Origin of the sequence: Microbacterium sp. OVT16B (assembly GCF_019969705.1) — a bacterium.
Taxonomy (GTDB): domain Bacteria; phylum Actinomycetota; class Actinomycetes; order Actinomycetales; family Microbacteriaceae; genus Microbacterium; species Microbacterium natoriense.
Window position 1 is genome coordinate 2,413,856 of record NZ_JAHXZA010000001.1, and the last position, 24,830, is coordinate 2,438,685.

The following is a 24,830-nucleotide window of genomic DNA, read 5'->3' on the forward strand; positions in this document are numbered from 1 at the left end:
CCCGGCGTGATCTACAGTCATGCCATGAATCCGGTGTTCGACCGTCGTCGTCTGCTCCTCGCGGGGTTCGCCGTCGGAACCGTGCTCGTCCTCGCGGCGGTGGTCCTCGGCGTGTGGAAGCCGTGGTCTCCTGGGCCGTCGAGCGCAGCCGTGGCGGGCGCCGGGCACGACGATACGGTGACGATCGCCCCTGCACCGCTGACGCTGCCCGAGCATCCGACCGTCCTCGTCTTCGGCGACTCCTGGACGTACGGTTCCGCCGCGAGCGAGCCCACTCTCGGCTACGCCTACCTGCTGGCGGACCTCGTGCACGGGACGACGATCGTGAACGGCGTCCGCGGGAGCGGCTATCTCAAGCCCGGCATCGACGGCCCCGCCTTCGGCGAGCGCATCGCCGCGCTCGACCCCGCTCTCGCACCGGACCTGATCATCATCCAGGGCTCGATCAACGACAGGGCGCAGGGAGAGGCCGGGTATCGCGAGGCGGTGACGGCGGCGTGGGACGCGATGGCGGCGAAGTACCCCGAGGCGCAGATCGTCATCCTGGGCCCTGCACCGCACGAGCTGCCGGTGGGAGCCGCGACGGCGCGCATCGACAGGGATCTCGCCGCGCTCGCCGGCGCGCGCGGCTGGTGGTACATCTCCCCCGTCGCAGACGGCTGGATCACTCCGCAGAACTACCGCGACGTGATCGACGTCGACCTCGGACGCAAGCATCCGTCCACCGCAGGACACCGCTACCTGGCCGAGCGACTCGCCGCCGCGCTCGCTGAACTGAGCGGCGCGCCGGTGACGGTGGCCGGTGGTTCGGAGACCACCCCCGAGCAGTGATATTGTCGATCGGTACGCCTCCGTAGCTCAGGGGATAGAGCGCCGGTTTCCGGTACCGTAGGTCGGGGGTTCGAATCCCTCCGGGGGCACACACGGGTTGAAATGTGCGAGCGAGAGCGTCGCGATGTGAACCCAGAGACACGGAAGGGCCCCGCCTGATCAGGCGGGGCCCTTCGTCGTCTCAGGCCTGCGCCGGCCGAACGGCGTAGCGGACGACCGGTGCACCGCCCTTGCGCATCAGCCAGACGGCCGCGGCGAGCGTGAGCACCCAGCCGATCACCTCGATGAGCAGGTGATCGGTCGCGTTCGGCACCGACTGCAGCAGGTACACCCGGATGCTGTTGATCGCCCCGTGTGTCAGGACGGCGGGCCACACGCTGCCCGACCGCCAGCGCAGCGCGAGCAGGAGCGGCGCCCACGGCAGCATGCCCGCGAAGTAGATCACGATGTCCCAGAACGGGAGGTCGCCGATGACGGCGAGGACGGGCAGGTGCCAGACGATCCACACCAGGCCGCTCACGACCGCCAGCGGCCAGAAGCCCCACGATGCGGCGCGGGTGGCCAGCCAGCCCCGCCAGCCGAACTCCTCGCCGATGGCGAAGACCGACTGCATCACGAACACCGGGAGTATCCACACCGCGGTCCCGATGACCTGATCCACAGGGTTGAGCGTCCAGATCCCCGTGGCCACCGCGATGGCGGTCTGGATCGCCGCGATCGCTGCGATGAGGCCGATGCCGATGCCGGCCCAGCCGAACGCTCCGCGCCAGCCGGTCGCGAAGGTCGACCGGAAGGTTCCCGGCCTCCGGATGAGCCACATGATGATCGCGGCGAGCAGCGGCGTCATCTGCATGATCGGAGTGATCACGTTGTAGAGGTCTGTCGGGACGAGCCGGAAGACCATCGGCACGGAGATCGCGAAACACAGCAGGATCGCGATCGTGAAGAACCAGGCGACATCGGCGCCGAGGGGACCGGCGGGTCGGCTGCGTGTGGGAGACACCTTCATGGAGACCTCTGTTCGTCGACGGGAGCGGGCGAACTTTCGTCGCCTCTGGCACCGTAGGCGTGGGCTCTCGACGGCAGGAACGGGGGTAACCCGACGACTCCCGGGGGAAACCCGGAATCACCGATCTCCGACCCTGAGGACGGTCAGTTCAGAGCTGCGGTCTCCGCGATCAGGTCGAGACGGGAGAGGAGGAGCTCCCCCGCCGTCCCCATGGCCGCCACCGCGCACACGATCACGACGAAGCCGATCAGGACGAAGAGGACAAGCCCTCGTCGTCGCTGCACGATCGTGAGCGCCACCGCGGCGAGCGCGCCGAGCATCGCGACGGTCTGCCCGGCCACGGTCGCGAACGCCATGCGCATCGCGGACTCCTCCGTGAGCGCGCCATAGCTGTTCAGCAGCACAGACAGTGCCGCTGGGAGCACGAGCACGCTCATCAGGAGCACGAAGCGGCGGCGCAGCCACCATCGCGGCATCGTCGATACGACGGGGGCATCCACGGCGACTGCGCTCATGGGGCCACCTTAGAGGTCTCCGGCGTCGACGGTCAGCCGTCATTAAATTGTGCACAATTGAATTGTGTGCAAGACTCGCCTCATGCCGATCACCGAAGAGATGGTGTGCTTCTCGCTCTACTCGGCGGCGCGCGCCACCACACAGGCCTATCGCACCCTGCTCGCTCCGTGGGGGCTCACGTACCCGCAGTACCTCGTGCTGGCGATCCTCTGGAACGAGGGAGAGCAGACCGTCGGATCCCTCGGAGATGCGATGCAGCTCGACTCCGGCACCCTCTCCCCCCTGGTGCGCCGCCTCGAACAGGCCGGCCTCGTGACGAAGCAGCGCAGCACGACCGACGAACGCGTCGTCACGGTGCAGCTGACCGAAGCCGGCCGCGCGCTGCGCGCCGAGGTCGCCCCGATCCGGGCGCAGATCGCCGATCTCGCCGGCGTGCACGACGACGACCGCCGCCGGCGGCTGATCGCCGAACTCCAGGAACTCACCGCGCTGCTCCAGAAGAGCACCGCGAACTGACCACTCGAAAGGAATCCACACGATGGACGCTCTCTACACCGCAGAAGCCCTGGCGACGGGCGCAGGCCGCAATGGCCGGGTCGCCACGTCAGAGGGTCGACTCGACTTCGACCTCGCCGTGCCCAAGGAGCTCGGCGGCAGCGGAGACGGCGCGAACCCCGAGCAGCTGTTCGCCGCCGGCTACGCGGCCTGCTTCCACTCCGCACTGCAGACCGTGGCCCGCGCGCAGAAGGTCGCGATCACCGATTCCTCGGTGGGGGCGCGCGTGCAGATCGGCTCCAACGGCGAGGGCGGGTTCGGGCTCGCCGTGCAGCTCGAGGTGGTCATCCCCGACCTTCCCCACGAGCAGGCCGTGGCGCTGGCGGATGCCGCGCACCGGGTGTGCCCGTACTCGAACGCCACCCGCGGCAACATCGACGTCGACATCACCGTCTCCGACGACTGATCCCACAAGGAGAACAGACATGCGTGCACTCATCCACCACACGTTCGGCGAGCCCGAAGAGGTCCTCGCAGTCGAAGACCGCCCGCTTCCGGAGCCCGGTCCGGGGCAGGTGCGCCTGCGCATCCTCCTCTCCCCGATCCACAACCACGATCTGTGGACCATCCGCGGCACCTACGGCTTCAAGCCCGAGCTGCCGGCGGCATCCGGCACCGAGGCGCTCGGCATCGTCGACGCGCTCGGCGACGGCGTCGAGAACCTCACGGTCGGCCAGCGCGTGGCGACGGGCGGAACCTTCGGAGCCTGGGCGGAGTACCTCGTCACCACGGCCGCAGGCCTCGTACCGGTTCCCGACGCGATCCCCGACGAGAGCGCCGCACAGCTGATCTCCATGCCGTTCAGCACGATCAGCCTGCTGCAGTTCCTGGAGGTCGGCGAGGGCGACTGGATCGTCCAGAACGCCGCGAACGGCGCAGTCGGACGGATGCTGGCGCAGCTCGGGGCTGCGCGCGGCGTCAACGTGCTCGGCCTCGTGCGCCGCACCGAGGGCATCGAGGAGCTCCGCGCCCAGGGCATCGAGAACGTCGTCGCGACCGACCAGGACGACTGGCGCGAGCAGGCGGCGGCGCTCACCGGCGGCGCCCCGATCGTCGCCGGCGTGGACTCCGTCGGCGGAGCCGCATCGGGACACGTGCTCTCGCTGCTCGCCGAGAACGGCACGCTCGTCGCCTTCGGCGCGATGAGCTCGCCCGTGATGGAGATCGCCTCGGGAGACGTCATCTTCAAGCAGGCCACCGTCAAGGGCTTCTGGGGAAGCAAGGTCAGTCAGGCGATGGATGCCGCCACGCGCGGCGCCCTGTTCGGGGAGCTGATCCAGCGCGTCTCCGACGGCACCCTCACCCTGCCCGTCGCCGGAGTCTTCGACGCGGCCGACGCCGCGGATGCCGTCCGCGCGAGCAACACGCCCGGCCGAGTCGGCAAGGTGCTCCTGAAGTTCTGAGCGTCTGCGATGTCGAGGGGCGGGGCGCACAGCGCTCCGCCCCTTCTCGTGCTTCACGCAATGTCCGTGCCCAGGGCCACACTGGGGCCATGGACACGATCACTCTCCTGCAGCCGGACGGCCTCGTCGTCAGTCCCGCGTTCAGCCACGTCGCCGTCGTCCCACCCGGCGCGACGACGATCTACGTCGGCGGCCAGAACGGCGTCGACGCGACCGGCGCCGTCGTCTCCGCAGACGCCGGCGAGCAGTCGCTCCGTGCGGTGGAGAACGCCCGCGTCGCGCTCGAGGCCGCCGGGGCGGGTCTCGACGACGTGGTCAGCTGGACGGTGCTGATCCAGCAGGACGCGGATCTGCGTGCCGCGTACGGCGCGGTGGCGTCGACGCTGGCACGCGAGGGCGCACCTCCCCTCGTGACCGCGGCGCTCGTCGCGGGTCTCGGCGTCCCCGGTGCGGTGATCGAGGTCAGCGCCGTCGCCGCGGTGTTCCGCGACTGAGCGCGCGCCGGGCCTCGCCTCACGACGTCAGATCCTGCCGCGCACCGGCGTCCGCTCCACGGTGTCAGCGTCATCGGGCATGGTCATCTCCGCGCGGACCCCGAGCAGTCTGACCTCGCGGTCTCGATCGAGCGTGCCGCCCAGCTCGAGAGCAGCGGCGACCACCTGGTCGCGGTCGAGGGTCGGCTCGGCCAGCTTGCGTCCGAACGTCTTCGTCTCGAAGGGCGCGTACCGCACCTTCAGGTGCACCCGCACGACCGCACGATCCTCGGCCGCGCAGTCGTCGAAGGCACTGGTGGCGAGCTCGCGGATCGCCGCCTCGACCTCCTCCGCGGTCGTGAGATTCCGCTGAAAGGTCGTCTCGCGGCTGTGGCTGCGCGCCACCCAGGGAGTGTCGTCGACGATCGCGGGGCCGATCCCCGCGCCGAGATCGCGGTACCAGACCCCCATCCGCGGCCCGAACTCCGCGACGAGCTCCTGCTGATCGGCATCCGCGAGCTGGCGCACGGTGTCTATCCCGTGCGTCGCGAGCCGCTTCTGCACCTTGGGTCCGACGCCCCAGAGGTCGCGCGTGGGCTTCTCCCCCATCACCTCGAACCAGTTCGCGGCGGTGAGGCGGAACATGCCGCGAGGCTTGCCGAACTCCGTCGCGATCTTGGCTCTCACCTTGTTGTCGCCGATGCCCACCGAGCAGTGCAGCCCTGTGGCCTCCCGCACCGCCGTCTGCGCATCGCGTGCGACCTGCTCCGGATCGTCGGACTCGACGCCGAGGAAGCACTCGTCCCAGCCGATCACCTCCAGCACGACACCCGGCAGCGAACGCAGCGCGGCCATCACCTCGTGCGAGGCGGCCTCGTAGGCCTCATGGTCGACGGGGAGGAAGACGGCGTCATCCGGAGCCTTCCTCGCCGCGATCTTGAGCGGCATCCCCGAACCGATGCCGAAGGCTCTCGCCTCGTACGACGCCGTCGACACGACGGCGCGCTCCGTGGGGTCCCCCCGCCCTCCCACGATGACGGGGAGTCCGGCGAGCTCGGGGCGGCGCAGCACCTCGACGGCCGCGATGAACTGGTCCATGTCCACGTGCAGCACCCAGTCGGCCATGACACGAGTGTGACGGCTGCGAGCCGCGGTGTCACCCCCGGGGACGCGACGACGTCAGGAGACGGCGACGCCGATCGCGGTGGCGACGACGGCCAGCAGCGGCAGCGTGCCCTGCATGAGCGCGGCACGGGTCTTCGACCGGTCCGACAGGACGAGCACGAGCGCGGCGGCGAGCATCATGCCCGTACCGGCGAAGACGAGAGTGAGCCCGACGGTCGCGCTGCCCATGATGTACAGGCCCACCCCGAGCAGCGCCGTGAGCGCCAGGAAGAGGTTGTAGAAGCCCTGATTGAAGGCGAGCTGCTTCATCGTGACCGCATCCGCTTCGCTGGCGACGCCGAAGATCTTCCTCGTCTCCGGCTCCGTCCACTTCAGCGATTCCAGCGCGAAGATGAAGACGTGGAAGGCAGCCGCGGCGGCGGCGAGGACGAGTCCGGCGATGATCATGACTCGATTCTCCCACCGGCGGGACCGGGAGACGTCGTCAGACGAGGAAGATCGGCAGCAGCCCAGGGTTGTGCGCATGCACGAGCACGCCGAAGACCACCGCGTCGAACAGCAGATGCACCGTGACGACGTAGGCGAGCGAGTGCGTGCGGACGAAGATGAACCCCTGAAGCAGGGCGAACGGGATCGTGAGGACGGGCCCCCACGCGCGATACCCGAGCTCCCAGAGGAAGGACACGAACACGATCGCCTGCAGCACGTTGGCGACGGCATCGGGGAAGTGCCGGCGCAGCAGGGCGAAGACCGTGCAGATGAAGAACAGCTCGTCCCAGATGCCGACGGCCCCGACGCCGACGAACAGTCGGGCGATCAGATCGGGAGAGTCCACCACGGGCCAGTTCTGGTAGACGCCGCTGGTGATGAAGTAGAACGGCAGGATCAGCCATCCGAGCACCAGGACGGCGATGAGCCATCCCCACTGCAACCGCCCCCAGCGACGATGCGCGCGCCAGGGGAACCCGATCGCGCGGTCGCGGAACAGGTATCGCGACACGACGTAGGGCACAGCGACCGCCCCGCCGAGGGCGAGGGTGAAGCGCAGCATTGCGAGGTTGTCGAGTTCGGCGGCGAGGGGGATGACGCTGACGATCAACAGTCCGATCCCGATCAGGGACAGGTCGCGCGTGAGCGAGGGCTGCCGACGGATGCCGATCTGCCGAGCCGTCTCGCGCCGCGCTCCCATGCTGACGATCTGGTCGTCGACGGCCTTCCCGCGTTCGCTCAACCAGGCCGTGCCGATGCCGAGCGCGAGGAGCAGCCAGCCGAGCCACGCGATCTGGAGCACGAAGAACGCCGGCGCGGCCGCGCAGACGAGAAGGGCGGGCGCGATGCCGGGCCATACCGCCGTGCCGCGCCCCTCCGCGCTCATGCGCGGTCTCGCCTCCGGTATACGAGGTCGCGGATGTCCCGCCCCTTGGCGATGCCCTTGCGTTCGAAGGCGGTCATGACGCGCCCGTCGAAACGCTCGGCCCATTCCCCTTCGAAGGCCCGCTCGAAGAGCGGCTCGGCATCCAGGACCTCGCGCATCTGCAGCGCGTAGTCCTCCCAGTCGGTGGCGAGCCGCAGCAGTCCGCCATCGCGCAGCGCTCGCGCCGCGGCGTCTCCGAACCCGGGGCGCACCAGCCGACGCTTCGTGTGCTTCTTCTTGTGCCAGGGGTCGGGGAAGAAGATCCACACCTCGGCCGCGGCTGCGTCGGGGAGATACGACGAGAGCACCTCCGGTGCGTTGGCCTCGACGACCCGCAGGTTGCGCGCGTCCTCCCGGTCCGCATCGAGCATGGTGCGCGCTAGGCCTGCGCGGAAGACCTCGACGGCGAGGAAGTCGTCTTCCGGGCGCGACGATGCCGCCGCCACGATCGCGTGGCCCTGGCCTGAGCCGATCTCGATGTACAGATCGGCGTCGCGGCCGTACTCGGACGACGGATCGAGCCGAGCGTCGGGGTGGACGGAGGTCCACGCGATGTCGCGAGGGACGTCGAGCAGGTACTGCGGGGCGAGCTCTGCGAAGGCGCGCTCCTGCGCATCGGACATCCGACCGCTCCTGCGTACGAAGGACACCGGCTCGTCGCGGAAGATGCGGGGTTCGGGCATCCTTCCAGGGTAGTAGAGAGGCGCGGCGGCATCCGCTCCTCCTATCGGGCTACCGCGGCGCGGGGGCCGTCACGAAGTCGATGAGCTCTTCGACCCTGCCGAGCAGAGCCGGTTCGAGGTCGCGATAGGTGTGCACCTTGGAAAGGATCCGCTGCCACGCGATGCCCGTGTCCGCCTGCGTCTCGTACGGCCATCCGAACGCCCGGCAGATTCCGGTCTTCCAGTCCGTGCCTCGCGGGATCTCCGGCCACTTCGCGATGCCGAGCGCCCGCGGGGTGACGCACTGCCACACGTCGACGAACGGGTGCCCCACGATCTTCACGTGACGACCGTGCGGGCCGCGGGAGACGGCGTCGGCGATCCTCGACTCCTTGGAACCCGGCACGAGGTGATCGACGAGCACGCCGTAGCGGCGGTCCGCGCTCGGCGGCTCGGCGGCGAGCAGCTCGTCGAGCAGATCGACTCCCTGCAGGAACTCGACGACGACGCCCTCGACGCGGAGGTCGGCGCCCCACACCTTCTCGACGAGCTCGGCATCGTGCTTGCCCTCGACGAGGATGCGGCTGGGCAGGGCCACGCGGGCGCGCTGGTCGACCACGACGAAGGAACCGGATGCCGTGCGCCGGGGTCCCTGCTCCACCGCCTTCGGCACCGTCAGCCGCACAGGGCGCCCCTCGATCAGGAAGCCGCCGCCGAGCGGGAACAGACGCTTGCGCCCCTTCCAGTCCTCGAGCTCCACGGTGCCGCCCTGCACCTTCGTCACCGCGCCGCAGTAGCCGTCGTCGGCGACCTCGACGACCAGATCGAGGTCGGCTGGCACCTCGGGCACCGGCTTCGCCGCGCGCTCGCGCCATCCCGCGGCGAGCACATCCGATCCGTATCTGTCATCCATGCCATCCAGCGTATGTGTCTCCGCTGAGGGCGAACGGCGATCAGCGCCCGAGTGCTGTCGCGTGTCGGCCCGTATGCATAGACTCGACCCATGGGGCACGGCCACCGGTCGGAGGGACAGGCATGAAGACTCGCTGGCTGACGTTCGGTGCGCTGGTGCTCGCCGCCACCGCCGGACTCATCTCGTCTGGAGCCGCGTACGCGACCGATCCGCTGACGCTCGACCAGGGCTACGTCACCGATGCCGCGGGAGTGCTCAGCGCCGACGAGGAGAGCGCGGTCGAGGCGCGGCTGCAGACCCTCTCCGAGAACTCGTCGGCCGACCTCTTCGTCGTGCTCGTCGACGACTTCACCTCCCCATCGGACAACGCGCAGTGGGCGGACCTCGTCGCCGAGAACAACAACCTCGGAACCGCGCAGTACCTCCTCGCGATCGCCGTGGAGGGGCGCAGCTATTACATCTCCGCCGCCCCCGGCGGCCCGCTCAGCGACAGCAAGCTCGATGACGTCGAAGACAAGATCCAGCCGCTCGCGAGCCAGAACGACTGGGAGGGCGCGATCGTCCTCGCCGCAGACGAGATCCAGGGCGACGGCGGCGCCGGCGCCCTGCGCACCTTCTTCATCGTCCTCGCCGTCATCGCCGCCGCGCTGCTGATCTGGCTCGTGATCTTCCTCGTGCGGCGGTCGCGTCGCGCCGCCGCGATCCGCGAACGCGGAGGAATGCCCGAGAAGCCCGACCCGAACGACCCGTTCTCGACGCTCACCGACGAGCAGGTGCAGACCCAGGCCGGCGCGGCGCTCGTCCAGGCCGACGATGCGCTGACCTCGAGCAAGGAGGAGCTGGGATTCGCCGTCGCGCAGTTCGGCGATGGCCCCACGTCCGAATTCACGGCCGTGATCGACGCCGCGAAGGCGAAGATGTCCGAGGCGTTCGACCTCAAGCAGAAGCTCGACGACGAGATCGAGGACACGGTCTTCGATCGTCGCGCGTGGCACATCCGCATCATCCAGCTCTGCGCCGAGATCGATGCAGTCCTCGACGCCAACACTGATGCGTTCGACGAGCTCCGCAAACTGGAGCAGAACGCTCCCCAGGAGCTCGAGAGAGTGCGCGCAGAGCGCGCGGCGTTGACGCCGGTGCTCGCGGGGGCCGCTCCCGCGCTCGCCTCGCTCGCCGCGGCCTATGATCCGTCGGCGCTCAGCACGGTCGCGGACAACCCGGCGCAGGCTCAGGAGCGCGCTGCGCTGGCCGACCACTCCATCGAGGCTGCCGCCGCGGCCATCGCCGCGGCAAAGACGGGCGATGCCGCGTTCGCGATCCGCACGGCGGAGCAGTCCGTCGCCCAGGCGACCCAGCTCGTCCAGGCCATCACCTCGCTCGGTGCCGAGCTCGCATCCATCGAGACGCAGGCCCAGGCTCTCATCACCGAGCTGCAGGGCGACATCGCGACAGCGCAGCAGCTCCCCGACGGCTCCGGCACGATCGCGCAGGCCGCCGCCGCGACGCAGCAGCAGCTGCAGCAGGCCCAGGCGAACCTCACGGGTGCCGCGCGCAGCCCTCAGCGGGTTCTGGAGGCCCTCACCGCGGCGAACACGCAGATCGACGCGGCGATCGCGCAGGGCAGGGAGACCGTCGAGCGCGCGCGCCGCGCACAGCAGATGCTCGAGCAGACCCTCGCGCAGGCCGACTCCCAGATCCGCGCGACCAGGGACTTCATCGAGACGAGGCGCGGCAGCGTGGGCAGCACCGCGCGCACCCGGCTCTCTCAGGCCGAGGCGGAGCTCACTCAGGCGCTGAGCCTGCGCGCGAGCAGTCCGGAGCAGGCCCTCGCCTCCGCGCAGAACGCCGTCGAGCTCGCACGCCAGGCCAGCTCCTCCGCGCAGTCGGATGTCTCGTCGTACGTCGCAGACGACAGCTGGGGCGGCAGCCCCTACGGCGGCTCCCGCTCCGGCGGCTCCGGTCTCGGCGGAGACATCCTCGGCGGCATCATCGGCGGACTCCTGTCCGGAGGCGGCGGAGGCGGCGGCGGCTCCTCACGGAGCAGCTGGCGGTCCAGCGGCAGCGGCGGCTTCCGCAGCTCCGGGTTCGGTGGCGGCGGCGGACGTTCCAGCGGGGGCGGACGCTCCGGACGCTCGGGCGGACGACGCTTCTGAAACTCATAGACGCATAAGTGAAGATCTCGATCAGGACCCTCTGAAAGGAAAACCGCATGACCAAGCAGTCCATCTTCGGACGAATCTCGACGCTCGTCCGCGCGAACATCAACGCGCTCCTCGACTCTGCAGAAGACCCGCAGAAGATGATCGACCAGCTCGTTCGCGATTACACCAACAACATCGCCGACGCCGAGTCCGCGATCGCCGAGACCATCGGCAACCTGCGCCTGCTCGAACGCGATCACGAGGAAGACGTCCAGTCGGCCACCGAGTGGGGCAACAAGGCCCTGGCCGCGAGCCGCAAGGCCGACGAGATGCGCTCGACCGGAAACGGTGCGGATGCCGACAAGTTCGACAGCCTCGCCAAGATCGCCCTCCAGCGTCAGATCAGCTCGGAGCGCGAGGCCTCTGCGGCCGAGCCGCAGATCGCCGCTCAGACCGAGATCGTCGACAAGCTCAAGACCGGCCTCAACGGCATGAAGGAGAAGCTCGGCGAGCTGAAGAACAAGCGCAGCGAACTGCTCGCCCGCGCCAAGGTCGCCGAGGCGCAGACCAAGGTGCAGGACGCGATCGGCTCGATCAACGTGCTCGACCCCACCAGCGAGCTGGGCCGGTTCGAAGACAAGGTCCGTCGCCAGGAGGCTCTTGCGCAGGGCAAGGCCGAGCTCGCGGCATCCAGCCTCGACGCCCAGTTCGAGAGCCTCGAAGACCTCGGCGAGCTCACCGAGGTCGAGGCGCGCCTCGCCGAGCTGAAGGCGGGCGGCTCCGCCCCCCGCACGGCCATCGAAGGCTCCTGATACACCCCGCGGATGCTCCGGACCCTCCCGGTCCGGAGCATCCGCTCCTTCCTCTCTGGAGGCACCCATGGTGCGTTTCCTCGTCGTCCCGCAGTGGCAGGGTTCTCCCGCCGCCCGCGCGATGCTCCTCATCGACGGCGCCACCGCCATCGCGGGTGATCTCCCCCGCGCCGCGACCACCGTGCTCGACGTCCCGGTCGAAGCCGGCGAGTCGCTGGGCACCGGTGTGCGGCGCCTGAGCGCCTTGCTGCGCACCCGCGACCTCGTCCGCGATGCGATGACCCCCGATACGGTCGTCATCGGCGGCGACTGCAGCGTGACCGTCGCCGCCCTGGCGGCACTGCCCGGAGGCACCGACGACCTCGCCGTCGTGTGGTGCGACGCGCACCCCGACATGCACACCCCCGAGACCTCGCCGTCCGGGGCCTTCTCCGGTATGGCGCTGCGCGCCGTGATCGGCGACGGCGAGCCTCAGCTCGCCCTCTCCCCCGGGATCCCGCGCGAGCGCATCGTGGCCGTGGGCCTGCGCAACCTCGACGACTCCGAGGTCGCGGAGACCGATGGGCTGAACATCCTGTCCGCCGACGACCTCGAATCCGCCGACGCGCTGGCCGACGCCGTCCTGGCGACCGGAGCCGCACGGGTCTGGGTGCACATCGACGTCGACGTTCTCGACCCATCTGAGCTCTCCGGCGTGTCCGAGGCCGCGCCGTTCGGCCTGGCCACGGCCACGCTGAGCGCGGCGATCCGGAGGCTCCGTGAGAGCGTGCCGCTCGCCGGCGCCACCATCTCCGGCTTCGCGCCGCGGACACCAGCCGATGCCGTCGACGACCTCGGCGCGCTGCTGCGGCTCGTCGGCGCGGTCGCGTGATCGACGACTGGCGACCCGCCGCCGAGGCGGCGCTGGTGCGCGGGCGGCGATTCGATCGACGCATCCCGTCGTTCCTGCTCCGCTCCCCGGTCAGCCGCATCGGCTACTGGTGGGGGACGTCCGTCGGCTGGCTCTGGGGATCCCTGTGGAGCACGGGGCCGGTCGAACGCCGCGCAGGGCTCTGGGTGTTCCGCGGGATGCCGAGCTGGACGTTCAATCGCGGCGGGGTGTGCGTCGGCGGCTGCTTCCTCACGGGCGATGACGACCCGAGCGACGCCGTGCTGCGTCACGAAGCCGTGCACAAGGCGCAATGGCTGCGGTACGGCTTCCTGATGCCCGTGCTCTACCTGTTCGCAGGCCGGGACCCGCTGCGCAACCGCTTCGAGATCGAAGCCGGTCTCGAGGACGGCAACTACGTGCGTCGTAGTCCTGCTCGGCGCACCGCAGCGCGCAGCGCAGATCACTCCCCCGCGTAGGCTCTGCCTCCCGGACGCGCGAACGGGCGAGGCCGCTGTGCAGCCCTGGTCAGCAGTCGGGGATCAGCGCTCGATCGGGAGCAGACCGAAGCGCTCCGGCGCGTGGATCTGCGTCGGCTCGACGTCGAGCGTCGAGGTCAGGTGCTCGATGATGTCGGCTGTGCCGAGGAATCCGCCGAGCAGGGTGACGTGCGTCTCGAACTCGTCGTCGATGAGCATCTCGTCGGCCCAGGCGCAGGTGGCGCGCGCGAGCGCCTGCCCCGGTGCGCATGCACGACCGGTGCCGGGTGCGCCGCTGCGGTCGCCGCGGGCGAGCCACGTCACGGTCATCCGACCGGGAGCCTCGATCACGCCGATGTCGGAGGCCTGAGGAACCTCGATGAAGATCCGCCCCGATGCGCACAGGGGCAGCGTGGTGAGGAAGACCTCCAGCTCGGCGAGCGAGTTCTCATCCGCCGTCACGAGGTGGTGGGAACGCCGACGAGCCGCGCGGCGCTCTGCGCGCGTGCTGCGAGTGTCGAGGGAGGTGTTCATCGTGCCTCCATCGTATCACCCAGTGAAGGCTTGCCTAACCTTGGTCGGCAGGTTCGACCAGCGCAGCCCGCAGCGCGTCGAGTTCGGCATCCGTCAACCCGTTCGCGCGCAGGTAGTCGGCCGCAGACCCCCACCGCTCGTCGACGCGCTCGAGCAGGCGGCGCATGACAGGGGCGGGCGACTGCGTCGCGAGGGCGACCGCGTGCACGGCCTCCGGGTGCTGCGAGCGCAGATACGCGGCGATCCGCTGCGAGCGCTCTGGCGGCAGCTGCGACTCCGTGAGCGCGTAGTCGGCGATGATCGCCTCGCGGTCGGCGTCGACCGCGGCGAGCGCGAGGGCGACGGTCACCCCGGTGCGGTCCTTGCCGACGGTGCAGTGCACGAGCGTGGGGTGACCCACGGCGATGATGCGGACGGCCGCGACCAGCCGTTCGCCGCTCTCCTCGAGCAGGTGGAGGTACAGGTCGTCGAGGCTCGTGTCCGCCTCGAAGAACGAGCGCACCGAGCCGAGGAAGAGCGGAAGGTGCGTGGTGTCGGGTCCCGCGATCTCGGTCGGCTCCGCGGCGACCTCCTCGCCGTCGCGCAGATCCACGATGTGACCCACCAGCTCGCTCAGCGCGACTGCGCCGCGCGGGGTCGCCGTCGACAGCTGTCCTGAGCGCAGCAGCACCCCGGAACGGATCCTCCCTCCGGCCGCGGGCATCCCGCCCACGTCGCGGACGTTGTTCACGCCTTCGACGTCGATGACCGTCATGCCTGAGCCTGGGGCGTGCGAGGCGGGACCGGGTAGCGTCCGGCGATCACGATGCGGTTGAAGGCGTTGATCGAGACGCAGGCCCAGCTGAGGGCCGCGTACTCCTTCTCGGTGAAGACCCCTCCGACGCGGTCGTAGACCTCGTCGGAGATGCCCTCCTCGGAGATGAAGGTGAACGCCTCCGCGAGCTCGAGCGCCGCCTGCTCCCGATCGCTGAACACGCCGCTCTCGCGCCACGTCGCGATCTGCATGAGCGTGTCGGTGTCGATCCCGGCCTTGAGCGCGCGGTCGACGTGGATGCGCGTGCAGTACCCGCAGCCGTTGAGCTGGGAGCAGTGGATCATCACCAGCTCCTTGAGCCGCTCGTCGATGCCGTTCGCGGCGCAGATGTCGCCGACGGTCCGGGAGAACTCGTCCAGCGCCCGGTACGCGGTCGGCTCGGTCTTGGACAGGTGCACTCGCGTCTCGCTCATGACTCCATGCTATTCGCTGCGAGAGCGACTGCGGCATCCGGCGATTCCGTCGCCGGATGCAGACTGCTCGATCAAAGCGCAACATGAAGACCGAAAATGCAACACAAGGTCATCTTCTGCTTGTCGATATGCTCCCGAGTTTCCGTGCAGCCCCGAAGCGGGAGCAGAATATGCAGGTGGCGATCGACATCAGCGAGTTCAGCTATCTTCCCGCACAGGCCGAAGCGCTCGGGGTTCCCCTCCCCCGTGTCGAGCGACTCACCCTCTCCCTTCCCGACGGACGCACGCTCAGCGCCCTCCGCTTCGGCACGGAGTCCCCCCGGGTGACGCTCCTGCACGGCGCAGGCCTCAACGCCCATACCTGGGACACCACGGCTCTCGCCGTCCAGCAGCCTCTCCTCGCCATCGATCTCGCCGGCCACGGCGACTCGTCCTGGCGCGACGACCTCGACTACACGCCACGGCCGCTCGCCGCCGACGTCGCTGCGGCGCTCCAGGCATGGACAGACACCCCTCAGCTCGTCGTCGGCCAGTCCCTCGGCGGCCTCACCGCCGCAGCACTCGCCGCCGCGCATCCCGAGCTCGTCGCCGCGGTGATCGTCGTGGACATCACACCGGGAATCGACGTCACCGCCGGCCCCGCGGCTCTGCGCGAGTTCTACGCCGGCCCGACCCACTTCGCCACGCGGGACGAGCTCGTCGACAAGGCCATCTCCCTCGGGTTCGGCGGCACGCGTCCCGAGACCGAGCGCGGCGTCTTCCTGAACACACGGGTGCGCCCCGACGGCCGCGTCGAGTGGAAGCACCACTTCGCGCACCTCGCCGCCCAGGCCCTGGCCGCGCACGACCCCGGGTCCGCGGCATCCCCGTCCGTCCTGCACGAGACCGGCTGGGACGACCTCGCCGCCGTCACCGCCCCGATCACCCTCGTCCGAGCGACGCGGGGCTTCGTCAGCGAAGCGGATGCCGACGAGTGGGAGCGTCGCGTGCCCGGCGCGCGTGCGATCGCGATCGACGCGACCCACAACGTCCAGGAGACGGCGCCGAAGGAGCTCGCCGAGTTCCTCACCCGCGCTTTGTGACGTTCCGTTCCACAGACGACCCTGACCCACCCGACTGATCCCTAGGCTCGATCCACCGGCACACAGCATCTGCCGCACCGAGAGGAAAATCCATGTTCCGTCGCACCCGACGACTCGCGTTGATCTCCGCGATCGCGGCCACCGCCGTGATCCTCAGCGCCTGCACCGGCACCAGCTCCCCTGAGCCCACCGCCACGGCCACCGGCAAGCCCGACCCCGACGCCACCCTGCAGGTCGGGCTCGTCCTCGAGCCGACCAACCTCGACATCCGCCACACCAGCGGCGCCGCCCTCGAGCAGGTCCTCATCGACAACATCTACGAGGGACTGGTCAGCCGCACGCAGGACAACGAGATCGTCGACCGGCTGGCGTCGAAGCACACGGTCTCGGCTGACGGCCTGACCTACACGTTCACGCTGAACGACGGCATCACGTTCCACAACGGCGCGGCGCTCACCTCCGCCGACGTCGTCGCCTCCTACGAGGCCGTGCGTACGGATGCCACCCTGCAGGGCAACTCCGACTTCGCCTCGGTCGCCTCGATCTCGGCGCCCGACGCCGCCACCGTGCAGATCGTGCTCACCGAGCCGAACCAGAACTTCCTCTTCGCGCTCACCGGCCCCGCGGGGCTCGTGTTCCAGGCTGGCGATGCGACCGACCTCAAGACCGCCGAGAACGGCACGGGTCCGTTCACCCTGACCCGCTGGAGCAAGGGCAGCTCGATCACCTTCGGACGCTACGACGCGTACTGGGGCGAAGCCGCCGGCGTCAAGACCGTCGAGTTCCTCTACATCCCCGACTTCACCGCCGGTGTGAACACCGCTCTCGACGGCGGCGTGCAGGTGCTGACGGCGGTCGATCCCAACCTGGTCTCCCAGTTCGAGGGCACCGACTTCACTCTCACCACCGGTCGCACCACCGACAAGGCGACCCTCGCCTTCAACAACAAGAAGGCGCCGCTCGACGACGTGCGGGTGCGTGAGGCCCTCCGCCTCGCCATCGACCACGAGGCGCTCGTCGAGGCCGTGGGCGCCGGCTCCACCCTGTACGGACCGATCCCGGAGCTCGATCCCGGTTACGAGGACCTCTCCGACGTCATCTCCTACGACCCCGAGAAGGCGAAGGCCCTGCTCAAGGAGGCGGGCCAGGAGAAGCTCGAGCTCACCCTGACGATCCCGAACTTCTACGGAACGACCGTGCCGAAGGTGCTGATCTCCGACTTCGCCAAGGTCGGCGTCACCCTCGACGTGAACTCCGTCGAGTTCCCCGCCTGGCTCGAGGACGTCTACACGAACCACGACTACGACCTCAGCTTCGTGCTGCACGTCGAGCCGCGCGACTTCGGCAACTTCGCGAACCCCGACTACTACTTCGGCTACGACAACGCCAAGGTGCAGGAGCTCTACGCCCAGGCGCTGAAGGAGGTCGACGCCGACAAGTCCGCGAAGCTCCTCGAGCAGGCCGCTCGCATCGTGTCCGAGGACCACGCCGCCGACTGGCTCTACAACGGCGCCACCATCACCGCCGTGAGCCCGCAGGTCTCGGGCTTCCCGAAGGACTCGATCAACTCACGCATCGACCTCAGCGGCGTGACCGTCGCGACCGAGAAGTGACGGCGGCCTCCGCTCCGTGATCCGCTATGCGCTCGTCCGAGGAGCCCTGCTCATCGCAGGGCTCCTCGTGTCGAGCGTGCTCATCTTCCTGACCCTGCGGGTCTTCCCCGGCGACGTCGCCCAGCTCATCGCCGGCACCCAGGCGTCGCCCGCCGAGGTCGAGGCCCTGCGTGAGTCTCTGGGTCTCAACCGCCCGCTGCCGGCCCAGTACGTCGAGTGGATCGGCGGCATCCTCCGCGGCGATCTCGGCACGTCGCTGCTCTCCGGCGCCTCCGTGGGCGAGGAGCTGGCACTCAAGGCACAGGTCACGGTCCCCCTCGGCCTCATGGCCCTGTCCATCGCCGTCCTGATCGCCCTGCCGTTCGGCGTGCTCTCCGCGCTGCAGCGCGGCCGTCGCGGCGGCACCGCCCTGAGCGTCGGGGCGCAGGCGCTGGCCGCGGTCCCCGTGGTCTGGGCGGGCATGATGCTCATCGTCGTGTTCTCGGTGTGGCTGGGGTGGCTGCCCCCTCAGGGCTTCCCCCGCACCGGCTGGTCGACCCCGGGCAAGGCGATCGAGTCGCTGCTCCTCCCCGCGCTCACGATCGGCATCGTCGAGGGCGCCATGCTCATGAGGTTCGTCCGCAGCGCCACCCTCCAGGCCGCGGGGCAGGATTTCGTCCGCACCGCGGCAGCCAAGGGCCTCACCCGCACGCGCGCCCTGATCCAGCACGGCATCCCCGCTGTCGGCCTCTCCATCATCACGGTCCTCGGCCTGCAGGTCGCCGGCATCATCGTGGGCTCCGTCGTCATCGAGCAGCTGTTCACCCTCCCCGGGATCGGGCGGATGCTCGTCGCCGACGTCGGCACTCGGGATCTGGTGAAGGTGCAGAGCGAGCTGCTCGTGCTCACCGGCTTCGTGCTGGTCGTCGGCTTCCTCGTCGACCTCGCCCACCGCGCGATCGATCCTCGGCAGCGGGAGGCCGCATGACCCCGCAGTGGCTCCGCAGACTCTGGAGTACCTCCACGGGACGCTTCGGGCTCGTCGTCGTGGCGGTCGTCGTGCTCCTCGCGCTCGTCTCGCTGTTCTGGACGCCTTTCGACCCCCAGGCCTCGGAGATCAGAGACCGATGGATGCCACCGGGTTGGCCGCACCTGCTCGGCACAGACGACACGGGGCGGGACATCCTGAGCCTGATCATGGCCGGCGCGCGCACGACGGTGTTCGTGAGCGTCGGCGCCGGACTCGTGGCGACGTTCGTGGGCGTCGCCCTCGCGGCCCTCGGCGCGCTCACCGCACGCTGGCTCCGCGAGACCGTCGCCGTGTTCGTCGACATCCTCATCGCCTTCCCCGTGCTGCTGATCGCGATGATGATCTCGTCGGTGTGGGGCGGCTCGCTGTGGGTCGTGATCTGGTCGGTGGGCATCGGCTTCGGGGTCAACATCGCCCGCGTCACCCGCCCGGAGCTGCGCCGTGTGCAGCAGAGCGACTTCGTGCTCGCGGCCAGAGCATCCGGGCTCACGACGAGGCAGAACCTCGTGCGGCACCTGCTGCCGAACGTCGCTCCCGTGTTCATCGTGCAGCTGTCGTGGTCGATGGCCGTCGCCGTGCTCGCCGAGGCGGGGCTGTCGTATCTCGGCTTCGGCGCCTCCGTCGTCGAGCCGAGCTGGGGCATCCTGCTGTCCGACCTGCAGCGCTACATCGGCGTGCATCCGCTCTCGGTCATCTGGCCGGGTCTCGCGATCACCATCACCGTGCTGGCGCTGAACCTCCTGGGCGACGGGCTCCGCGAGGCCACCGATCCGACGCTGCGTCACCGCGCGGCCGAGGTCCACACCCCGGCGGTGGTCGCATGAGCCTGAGCGTCGACGGCCTCGTCGTCGAGATCGATGGTCGCCGCGTCGTCGACGGCGTGTCCTTCGAGGTCCCCGACGGATCACGACTGGGGCTGATCGGCGAATCCGGCTCGGGCAAGTCGCTCACCGCCCTGGCGATCCTCGGTCTGCTCCCCGACGGGGCGACGGCATCGGGCAGCATCCGCTGGAACGGCGTCGAGCTGATCGGGATGCCCGACAGGGACCTCGCACGGCTCCGCGGGGATGAGATCGGCATCGTCTTCCAGGAGCCCCGCACCGCTCTCAACCCCATCCGCACCGTCGGACGGCAGATCGCCGAGTCGATCCGCATCCACGAGCGCATCGGACGTCGCGAGGCCAGGGAGCGTGCGATCGCCGAGGCGGCCCGCGTGCGGCTGCCCGATCCGGAGACGATCGTCGACCGCTATCCGCACCAGCTCTCCGGAGGGCAGCGCCAGCGCGTCGCGATCGCGATGGCCCTCGCCTGCCGACCGCGTCTGCTGATCGCCGACGAGCCCACCACCGCCCTGGACGTCACCATCCAGGCCGAGATCCTCTCTCTGCTCCTCGACCTCGTCGAGGAGCAGGGCATGTCGCTGGTCTTCATCACGCACGACCTCGCCGTCCTCGCACAGGTCGCCGTCGACGGCGTGGTGCTCGAGCACGGCCGCGTGGTGGAGTCCGCCCCGGTGGCGACCCTGCTCAGCGCACCGCGCTCGCCGATCACGCAGGGGCTGCTGCGCGATGCGACCGCGACGCTCTGGCGACCGGATGGAGCAGCATCGTGAGCCTCATCGAAGCACGCGCGCTCCGCCGCGACTTCGTGGTGCCGAAGAGGTCCGCGTTCGAGCGCACGCGCACCCAGACGGCGCTCCAGCCCACCGACCTCGACGTCGTCGAAGGTTCCTCCGTCGGCATCATCGGGGAGTCCGGCTCCGGCAAGTCCACCCTGATCCGCCTGCTGCTCGGCCTCGACCGCGCCACGTCGGGCACGGTCGCCGTCGACGGACGCACCGTGGATGCCACGGCGTCCGCCACCTCGCTGCACTGGCTGCGGCGACAGACCGGGCTCGTCTTCCAGGACCCCTACGCCTCCCTCGACCCGCGGATGACCGCAGGGCGCATCATCGGCGAGCCGCTGTGGGCTCTCGGCATCGAGGGCGACCGCCGCGCGAGGGTTCGCGAGGTGCTGGAGCAGGTGGGGCTCGAGCCCGACATGGCCGACCGGTACCCGCACGAATTCTCCGGAGGCCAGCGTCAGCGCATCGCCCTGGCACGCGCGATCGTCCACCGCCCGCGCATCCTCGTGGGAGACGAGCCGCTGTCGGCGCTGGACGTGACCGTGCGCGCGCAGATCCTCGAGCTCCTCGTCGAGCTCCGGCGCACGACGTCGCTGACGCTCATCACGGTCTCGCACGACATCGGGGTCGTGCAGAACCTGTGCGACACGGTCGTCGTCATGAAGGACGGAGCCGTCGTCGAGCGCGGCACCACGGCGGAGGTGCTGCTGTCGCCGACGCAGGACTACACCAGGACCCTGCTGGCGGCCATACCGGTGATCCCGCACCCCGACCGCTGACCCGCGCTGCGCCGCTCAGCGTCCGAACAGACGCCGCCGCCCCGTCGGCGTGAGCGCCTTCTTCATGTACACCGTGCCCAGATCGCGCCCGAACTTGTGGCCGACCCGTCCCATCCGTCCGGCTTCGACGAAGCCGAGCTTCGCGTGCAGCCTGATCGACGCCTCCGCCTTGCTGTCGCTGATCACGGCGACCATCTCACGGATGCCGAGCTGCTGGCAGGCGTCGATCAGCGCCTGCAGGAGCACACCGCCGAGTCCTTTGCCGCCCGCCCCGGGGCCGAGGTAGATCGAGTCCTCGACGGTGTAGCGGTAGGCGTTCTTGCCCGCCCACGGCTGAGCGAGGGCGTACCCGAGGACCACACCCGACGGCGACACCGCGACGAGGAACGGCAGCCCGAGCCTCGTCAGCATGGCGAACTTCTCGCGCCAGTACGGGATGGAGCTGCGCCGCTCGTCGAGGGTGACGACCGAGTTGCTCACGAAGTGGTTGTAGATCTCCCTGACGTGCGGGAGATCGGAGGCGCGTGCGGGGCGGATCGAGTACGAGAACACCTCGGGGGCGGGAGTCGGACGCAGGTGGCGCGGCAGAACACGTCGGCGGTCACCCGGTTCGAACTGCATGCGCTCAGCCTAGAGGCTGCTCTCCGTCGACGCGCCAGTCGACGGCATCCGCGCCCTGCTCCTCCAGCAGGGCGTTCGCGCGGGAGAACGGACGGGAGCCGAAGAAGCCCCGGCTCGCCGACAACGGAGACGGGTGCGCCGACGCGATCACCGGCGTGCTGCCGAGGAGCGGCTGCAGGTTCGCGGCGTCCCGTCCCCAGAGGATCGCGACGAGCGGGCGGTCCCTGGCGACGAGAGCGCGGATGGCGAGCTCTGTGACCTTCTCCCAGCCCCAGCCCCGATGGGATGCGGCGAGGCCCGGTCGCACGGTGAGCACCCTGTTCAGCAGCAGCACGCCCTGATCGCTCCAGGCCGTGAGGTCGCCGTGCGGGGCCGGGGGGATGCCGAGGTCGCTCTCGCGCTCCTTGTAGATGTTGCCGAGGCTCCTGGGCAGCGGACGGACGTCCCGGTCGACCGCGAAGGAGAGCCCGATGGGATGCCCGGGGGTCGGGTAGGGGTCCTGACCCGTGATGAGCACGCGCACCTCGCTGAGCGGGCGGCGGAAAGCGCGCAGCACGTTCGCCCCCGCGGGGAGATATCCGTGGCCGGCGGCCTGCTCCGCGCGCAGCCGCTCCCCCAGCTCCGTGATCACGTCCTGCGCGGGCGACAGCGCCTCGGCCCAGCCAGAGTCTATCTCGCCGTCGACGGCGAGCTGCGCGAGGGTCCGCCCCGGCATCAGTCGTCCGTGCGCACGCGCAGCGGGCCGCGCGCGAGCAGGTGGTTCGCAGACTGGGCCACGGGGCGCATCGTGATGAGGTCGAGGTTGACGTGCCCGGGAGCATCGAGCGCGTAGGCGATCACGTCGGCGACGTCGCTCGCGGCGAGCGGCGAGACGACTCCCGAGTACACGGCCTCCGCGGCGACGGCATCACCGCCGAGACGGTTCAGCGCGAACTCCTCGGTCTGCACCATGCCCGGCGCCACCTCGGACACACGGATCGGCTCGCCGTTCAGCTCCAGGCGCAGCGCGTGCACCAGCATCGCCTCCGCTGCCTTCGCGGCGTTGTAGCCGCCTCCGCCGGCGTAGGCGAGCTGCGCCGCCGTCGACGTGACGAACACCGTGTCGGCGTGCCCGTCGACCGCGGCGGCTCGCCGTAGGAGCGGCAGCAGGCCCTTGACCAGGCGCTGCGTGGACAGCACGTTCGCGTCGTACATCCACTGCCAGTCCTCGGTCGAGGCGTCCTCGATGCGGTCGGTGCCCCTGGCGCCGCCCGCGACCTGCACGAGAGCGTGCACGGGGCCGCTCGCCTCGACATCCGCGACGAGCGCGGCCACGGCATCCGCATCGGTGAGGTCGCACGGGATCACCTGCGCACCGGTCTCCGCGGCGAGCGCCGCCAGCCGGTCAGCGCGTCGCGCCACGCCGACGACGTCCCAGCCCCGGGCGCGGAGCACACGCACCGTCGCCTCGCCGATCCCCGAACTCGCACCCGTCACCACTGCACGTCTGCCTGTCATGCCTCCACCGTATCCGGGACGCGCGGATCGCGCGGCAGGACCCTCAGACCGTGTCTCCCTGCCGTCACTGCGCGTCGGGAGCGGGAGCCGCTCCCCTGCCCTCTTCCACGGCCGCGCCGATCTGCGGCACTCCGATGATGGATGCGGCCAGCATCCGAGGATGCCTCCGGGGTGTTACGTCACATTTCCCCGTCCTTGTTGACAACGGCCGATATTCCGTACTGTCTCAGCAACGGCATTCGCCACAGACCTCTTCAACAGTTCCAGGGGGAACACATGTCCGCACCCGAGACCTGGCGTTTCGAGACCAAGCAGATCCACTCCGGCGCCGCACCCGACCCCGTCACCAAGGCCCGGGCCACGCCGATCTACCAGACCACGTCCTACGTGTTCGACAGCGCGGACCACGCAGCCAACCTCTTCGCCCTGGCCGAGTTCGGCAACATCTACACCCGCATCCAGAACCCGACCCAAGACGTCCTGGAGCAGCGCCTCGCGGCCCTCGAAGGGGGCACCGGCGCCCTCGTGCTCTCCAGCGGCCAGGCGGCGTCGACCTTCGCCATCCTGAACATCGCCGAGGCCGGCGACCACTTCGTCGCCTCCAGCTCGATCTACGGCGGCACCTACAACCTCTTCAAGTACACGCTCGCCAAGCTCGGCATCGAGGTCACCTTCGTCGAGAACCAGGACGACCCCGAGGAGTGGCGTCGCGCCGTCCGCCCGAACACCAAGCTGTTCTTCGCGGAGACGATCGGCAACCCGCAGATCAACATCCTCGACATCCGCGCCGTCGCCGACATCGCGCACGAGAGCGGAGTGCCGCTCATCGTCGACAACACGATCGCCACGCCGTACCTGATCCGCCCGTTCGAGCACGGTGCGGACATCGTCATCCACTCGGTGACGAAGTTCCTCGGCGGCCACGGCACCACCATCGGCGGCGTCATCGTCGACGGCGGCAAGTTCGAGTGGTCGAAGAACGTCGAGAAGTTCCCCGGCCTCACGGTTCCCGACCCCTCGTACCACGGCGCCAGCTACACGGCCGCGGTCGGCGACGCCCTCGCCTACATCATCAAGGCCCGCGTGCAGCTGCTCCGCGACCTCGGCTCGGCCATCGCCCCGCAGAGCGCCTGGAACCTCATCCAGGGCGTCGAGACGCTGTCGCTGCGCATCGAGCGCCACGTGCAGAACGCACAGGAGATCGCCGAGTGGCTCGACAACCGCGATGACGTCGCGACCGTCAACTACTCTGGACTGCCGTCGTCGCCCTGGTACGCCAAGGCGAACGAGTACGCCCCCAAGGGCGTCGGCGCCGTGCTCTCCTTCGAGCTGAAGGGCGGCGTGGAGGCCGGCCGCGAGTTCGTGAACAGCCTGTCCCTGTTCAGCCACCTCGCCAACATCGGCGACGTGCGCTCGCTCGTCATCCACCCCGCATCGACCACGCACGCGCAGCTCACCCCCGAGCAGCAGCTCACCGCCGGCGTCACGCCGGGTCTTGTACGCCTGTCGGTCGGCATCGAGAACATCGACGATCTGAAGGCCGATCTCGACCAGGCCCTCGCCGCGGCTCGCCGCGTGTCGGAGGCTGCACGCGCCTGATCGCCTCCACAGACGCAGAGATGCCCCGGGTTTCGGCTCGGGGC

General features: G+C 69.8%; 29 protein-coding genes and 1 tRNA gene. 17 read left to right on the forward strand and 13 right to left on the reverse strand.

Annotated elements, in window-relative coordinates; genetic code table 11:
- The first annotated feature begins 24 nt into the window (after positions 1-24).
- Complete coding sequence (locus tag LC438_RS11525; RefSeq protein WP_223586652.1) at positions 25-831, forward strand: SGNH/GDSL hydrolase family protein; 807 nt, start codon at positions 25-27, stop codon at positions 829-831.
- 16 nt (positions 832-847) lie between these two features.
- Positions 848-920: transfer RNA gene (locus LC438_RS11530), tRNA-Arg, on the forward strand.
- 92 nt (positions 921-1,012) lie between these two features.
- On the opposite strand, the gene LC438_RS11535 is transcribed toward LC438_RS11530, so the two are convergent.
- Together LC438_RS11535 and LC438_RS11540 are read right to left on the reverse strand one after the other, a co-directional pair.
- Positions 1,013-1,840, reverse strand: coding sequence for a CPBP family intramembrane glutamic endopeptidase (locus tag LC438_RS11535; RefSeq protein ID WP_223586653.1), 828 nt, complete (start codon positions 1,838-1,840; stop codon positions 1,013-1,015).
- Between the two features lie 143 nt (positions 1,841-1,983).
- Positions 1,984-2,355: a hypothetical protein gene (locus LC438_RS11540; RefSeq protein WP_105676556.1), complete on the reverse strand. Its 372-nt coding sequence runs from the start codon at positions 2,353-2,355 to the stop codon at positions 1,984-1,986.
- Positions 2,356-2,437: 82 nt separating this feature from the next.
- On the opposite strand from LC438_RS11540, the gene LC438_RS11545 reads away from it, so the two are divergent.
- From LC438_RS11545 to LC438_RS11560, 4 genes are all read left to right on the forward strand, one after another.
- Positions 2,438-2,872, forward strand: coding sequence for a MarR family winged helix-turn-helix transcriptional regulator (locus LC438_RS11545; RefSeq protein ID WP_223586654.1), 435 nt, complete (start codon positions 2,438-2,440; stop codon positions 2,870-2,872).
- 22 nt (positions 2,873-2,894) lie between these two features.
- Entirely contained in the window at positions 2,895-3,317 is a 423-nt protein-coding gene (locus tag LC438_RS11550; RefSeq protein WP_105676554.1) for an organic hydroperoxide resistance protein, read from the forward strand.
- A 19-nt stretch (positions 3,318-3,336) separates the two neighbouring features.
- A complete protein-coding gene (locus tag LC438_RS11555; RefSeq protein ID WP_223586655.1) occupies positions 3,337-4,314 on the forward strand; it encodes a zinc-binding dehydrogenase in 978 nt (325 codons plus the stop codon).
- A gap of 89 nt (positions 4,315-4,403) precedes the next feature.
- On the forward strand, positions 4,404-4,808 hold the full coding sequence (locus LC438_RS11560; RefSeq protein ID WP_223586656.1) for a RidA family protein: 405 nt from the start codon (positions 4,404-4,406) through the stop codon (positions 4,806-4,808).
- 27 nt (positions 4,809-4,835) lie between these two features.
- On the opposite strand, the gene LC438_RS11565 is transcribed toward LC438_RS11560, so the two are convergent.
- Genes LC438_RS11565 through LC438_RS11585 form a run of 5 tightly spaced genes read right to left on the reverse strand, consistent with a single transcriptional unit; the run spans position 4,836 to position 8,901 of the window.
- On the reverse strand, positions 4,836-5,912 hold the full coding sequence (locus LC438_RS11565) for a DNA polymerase IV (protein WP_223586657.1): 1,077 nt from the start codon (positions 5,910-5,912) through the stop codon (positions 4,836-4,838).
- A 54-nt stretch (positions 5,913-5,966) separates the two neighbouring features.
- Positions 5,967-6,359, reverse strand: a complete 393-nt coding sequence (locus tag LC438_RS11570; protein ID WP_105676549.1) for a DUF1304 domain-containing protein — start codon at positions 6,357-6,359, stop codon at positions 5,967-5,969.
- A gap of 37 nt (positions 6,360-6,396) precedes the next feature.
- Positions 6,397-7,287, reverse strand: a complete 891-nt coding sequence (locus LC438_RS11575) for a CPBP family intramembrane glutamic endopeptidase (RefSeq protein WP_223586658.1) — start codon at positions 7,285-7,287, stop codon at positions 6,397-6,399.
- A complete protein-coding gene (trmB, locus tag LC438_RS11580) occupies positions 7,284-8,009 on the reverse strand; it encodes a tRNA (guanosine(46)-N7)-methyltransferase TrmB (RefSeq protein ID WP_223586659.1) in 726 nt (241 codons plus the stop codon). The genes LC438_RS11575 and trmB overlap by 4 nt, the downstream gene beginning before the upstream one ends.
- 49 nt (positions 8,010-8,058) lie before the next feature.
- Positions 8,059-8,901: a DUF3097 domain-containing protein gene (locus tag LC438_RS11585; protein WP_105676544.1), complete on the reverse strand. Its 843-nt coding sequence runs from the start codon at positions 8,899-8,901 to the stop codon at positions 8,059-8,061.
- Positions 8,902-9,023: 122 nt separating this feature from the next.
- Between LC438_RS11585 and LC438_RS11590 the strand changes: the two genes are divergently transcribed.
- The 4 genes from LC438_RS11590 to LC438_RS11605 all read left to right on the forward strand — a co-directional run bounded on the left by LC438_RS11590 (position 9,024) and on the right by LC438_RS11605 (position 13,201).
- Positions 9,024-11,054 (forward strand): TPM domain-containing protein, encoded by a 2,031-nt coding sequence (locus LC438_RS11590; RefSeq protein ID WP_105676543.1) that lies wholly within the window; start codon positions 9,024-9,026, stop codon positions 11,052-11,054.
- A gap of 56 nt (positions 11,055-11,110) precedes the next feature.
- The gene (locus LC438_RS11595; RefSeq protein WP_105676542.1) at positions 11,111-11,854 is read left to right on the forward strand and encodes a PspA/IM30 family protein; all 744 of its coding nucleotides are present in this window, start codon (positions 11,111-11,113) and stop codon (positions 11,852-11,854) included.
- Between the two features lie 67 nt (positions 11,855-11,921).
- A complete protein-coding gene (locus LC438_RS11600) occupies positions 11,922-12,725 on the forward strand; it encodes an arginase family protein (protein ID WP_223586660.1) in 804 nt (267 codons plus the stop codon).
- Complete coding sequence (locus tag LC438_RS11605) at positions 12,722-13,201, forward strand: Fe-S oxidoreductase (RefSeq protein ID WP_223586661.1); 480 nt, start codon at positions 12,722-12,724, stop codon at positions 13,199-13,201. The genes LC438_RS11600 and LC438_RS11605 overlap by 4 nt, the downstream gene beginning before the upstream one ends.
- A 63-nt stretch (positions 13,202-13,264) precedes the next feature.
- On the opposite strand, the gene LC438_RS11610 is transcribed toward LC438_RS11605, so the two are convergent.
- From LC438_RS11610 to LC438_RS11620, 3 genes are read right to left on the reverse strand one after another with little or no spacing between them, the layout of a single operon-like run.
- The gene (locus LC438_RS11610) at positions 13,265-13,735 is read right to left on the reverse strand and encodes an SIP domain-containing protein (RefSeq protein WP_105676538.1); all 471 of its coding nucleotides are present in this window, start codon (positions 13,733-13,735) and stop codon (positions 13,265-13,267) included.
- 34 nt (positions 13,736-13,769) lie between these two features.
- The gene (locus LC438_RS11615; RefSeq protein WP_223586662.1) at positions 13,770-14,489 is read right to left on the reverse strand and encodes a tyrosine-protein phosphatase; all 720 of its coding nucleotides are present in this window, start codon (positions 14,487-14,489) and stop codon (positions 13,770-13,772) included.
- Entirely contained in the window at positions 14,486-14,962 is a 477-nt protein-coding gene (locus LC438_RS11620) for a carboxymuconolactone decarboxylase family protein (protein WP_105676535.1), read from the reverse strand. Before LC438_RS11620 ends, LC438_RS11615 begins: the two co-directional genes overlap by 4 nt.
- Before the next feature lie 170 nt (positions 14,963-15,132).
- Here LC438_RS11620 and LC438_RS11625 point away from each other — a divergent pair, with 170 nt between their 5' ends.
- The 6 genes from LC438_RS11625 (at position 15,133) to LC438_RS11650 (ending at position 21,069) form a co-directional block, all read left to right on the forward strand.
- Entirely contained in the window at positions 15,133-16,044 is a 912-nt protein-coding gene (locus LC438_RS11625; protein WP_105676534.1) for an alpha/beta fold hydrolase, read from the forward strand.
- 92 nt (positions 16,045-16,136) lie between these two features.
- Positions 16,137-17,657 carry an ABC transporter substrate-binding protein gene (locus LC438_RS11630; RefSeq protein ID WP_105676532.1) on the forward strand — a complete coding sequence of 507 codons (1,521 nt, stop codon included), beginning with the start codon at positions 16,137-16,139 and terminating at the stop codon, positions 17,655-17,657.
- Between the two features lie 16 nt (positions 17,658-17,673).
- The gene (locus tag LC438_RS11635) at positions 17,674-18,624 is read left to right on the forward strand and encodes an ABC transporter permease (protein WP_105676531.1); all 951 of its coding nucleotides are present in this window, start codon (positions 17,674-17,676) and stop codon (positions 18,622-18,624) included.
- On the forward strand, positions 18,621-19,490 hold the full coding sequence (locus tag LC438_RS11640) for an ABC transporter permease (RefSeq protein WP_105676530.1): 870 nt from the start codon (positions 18,621-18,623) through the stop codon (positions 19,488-19,490). Before LC438_RS11635 ends, LC438_RS11640 begins: the two co-directional genes overlap by 4 nt.
- Positions 19,487-20,278, forward strand: a complete 792-nt coding sequence (locus tag LC438_RS11645; RefSeq protein ID WP_105676528.1) for an ABC transporter ATP-binding protein — start codon at positions 19,487-19,489, stop codon at positions 20,276-20,278. The genes LC438_RS11640 and LC438_RS11645 overlap by 4 nt, the downstream gene beginning before the upstream one ends.
- Positions 20,275-21,069 carry an ABC transporter ATP-binding protein gene (locus tag LC438_RS11650; RefSeq protein ID WP_105676527.1) on the forward strand — a complete coding sequence of 265 codons (795 nt, stop codon included), beginning with the start codon at positions 20,275-20,277 and terminating at the stop codon, positions 21,067-21,069. Before LC438_RS11645 ends, LC438_RS11650 begins: the two co-directional genes overlap by 4 nt.
- Positions 21,070-21,084: 15 nt before the next feature.
- Here LC438_RS11650 and LC438_RS11655 read toward each other — a convergent pair whose 3' ends face one another.
- From LC438_RS11655 to LC438_RS11665, 3 genes are read right to left on the reverse strand one after another with little or no spacing between them, the layout of a single operon-like run.
- The gene (locus LC438_RS11655; RefSeq protein ID WP_105676526.1) at positions 21,085-21,690 is read right to left on the reverse strand and encodes a GNAT family N-acetyltransferase; all 606 of its coding nucleotides are present in this window, start codon (positions 21,688-21,690) and stop codon (positions 21,085-21,087) included.
- 4 nt (positions 21,691-21,694) lie between these two features.
- Positions 21,695-22,405, reverse strand: a complete 711-nt coding sequence (locus LC438_RS11660) for a uracil-DNA glycosylase (protein WP_223586663.1) — start codon at positions 22,403-22,405, stop codon at positions 21,695-21,697.
- A complete protein-coding gene (locus LC438_RS11665; RefSeq protein WP_181155960.1) occupies positions 22,405-23,187 on the reverse strand; it encodes an SDR family oxidoreductase in 783 nt (260 codons plus the stop codon). Before LC438_RS11665 ends, LC438_RS11660 begins: the two co-directional genes overlap by 1 nt.
- A 276-nt stretch (positions 23,188-23,463) precedes the next feature.
- On the opposite strand from LC438_RS11665, the gene LC438_RS11670 reads away from it, so the two are divergent.
- The gene (locus tag LC438_RS11670) at positions 23,464-24,786 is read left to right on the forward strand and encodes a bifunctional o-acetylhomoserine/o-acetylserine sulfhydrylase (protein ID WP_105676523.1); all 1,323 of its coding nucleotides are present in this window, start codon (positions 23,464-23,466) and stop codon (positions 24,784-24,786) included.
- The last annotated feature ends 44 nt before the right edge of the window (positions 24,787-24,830 follow it).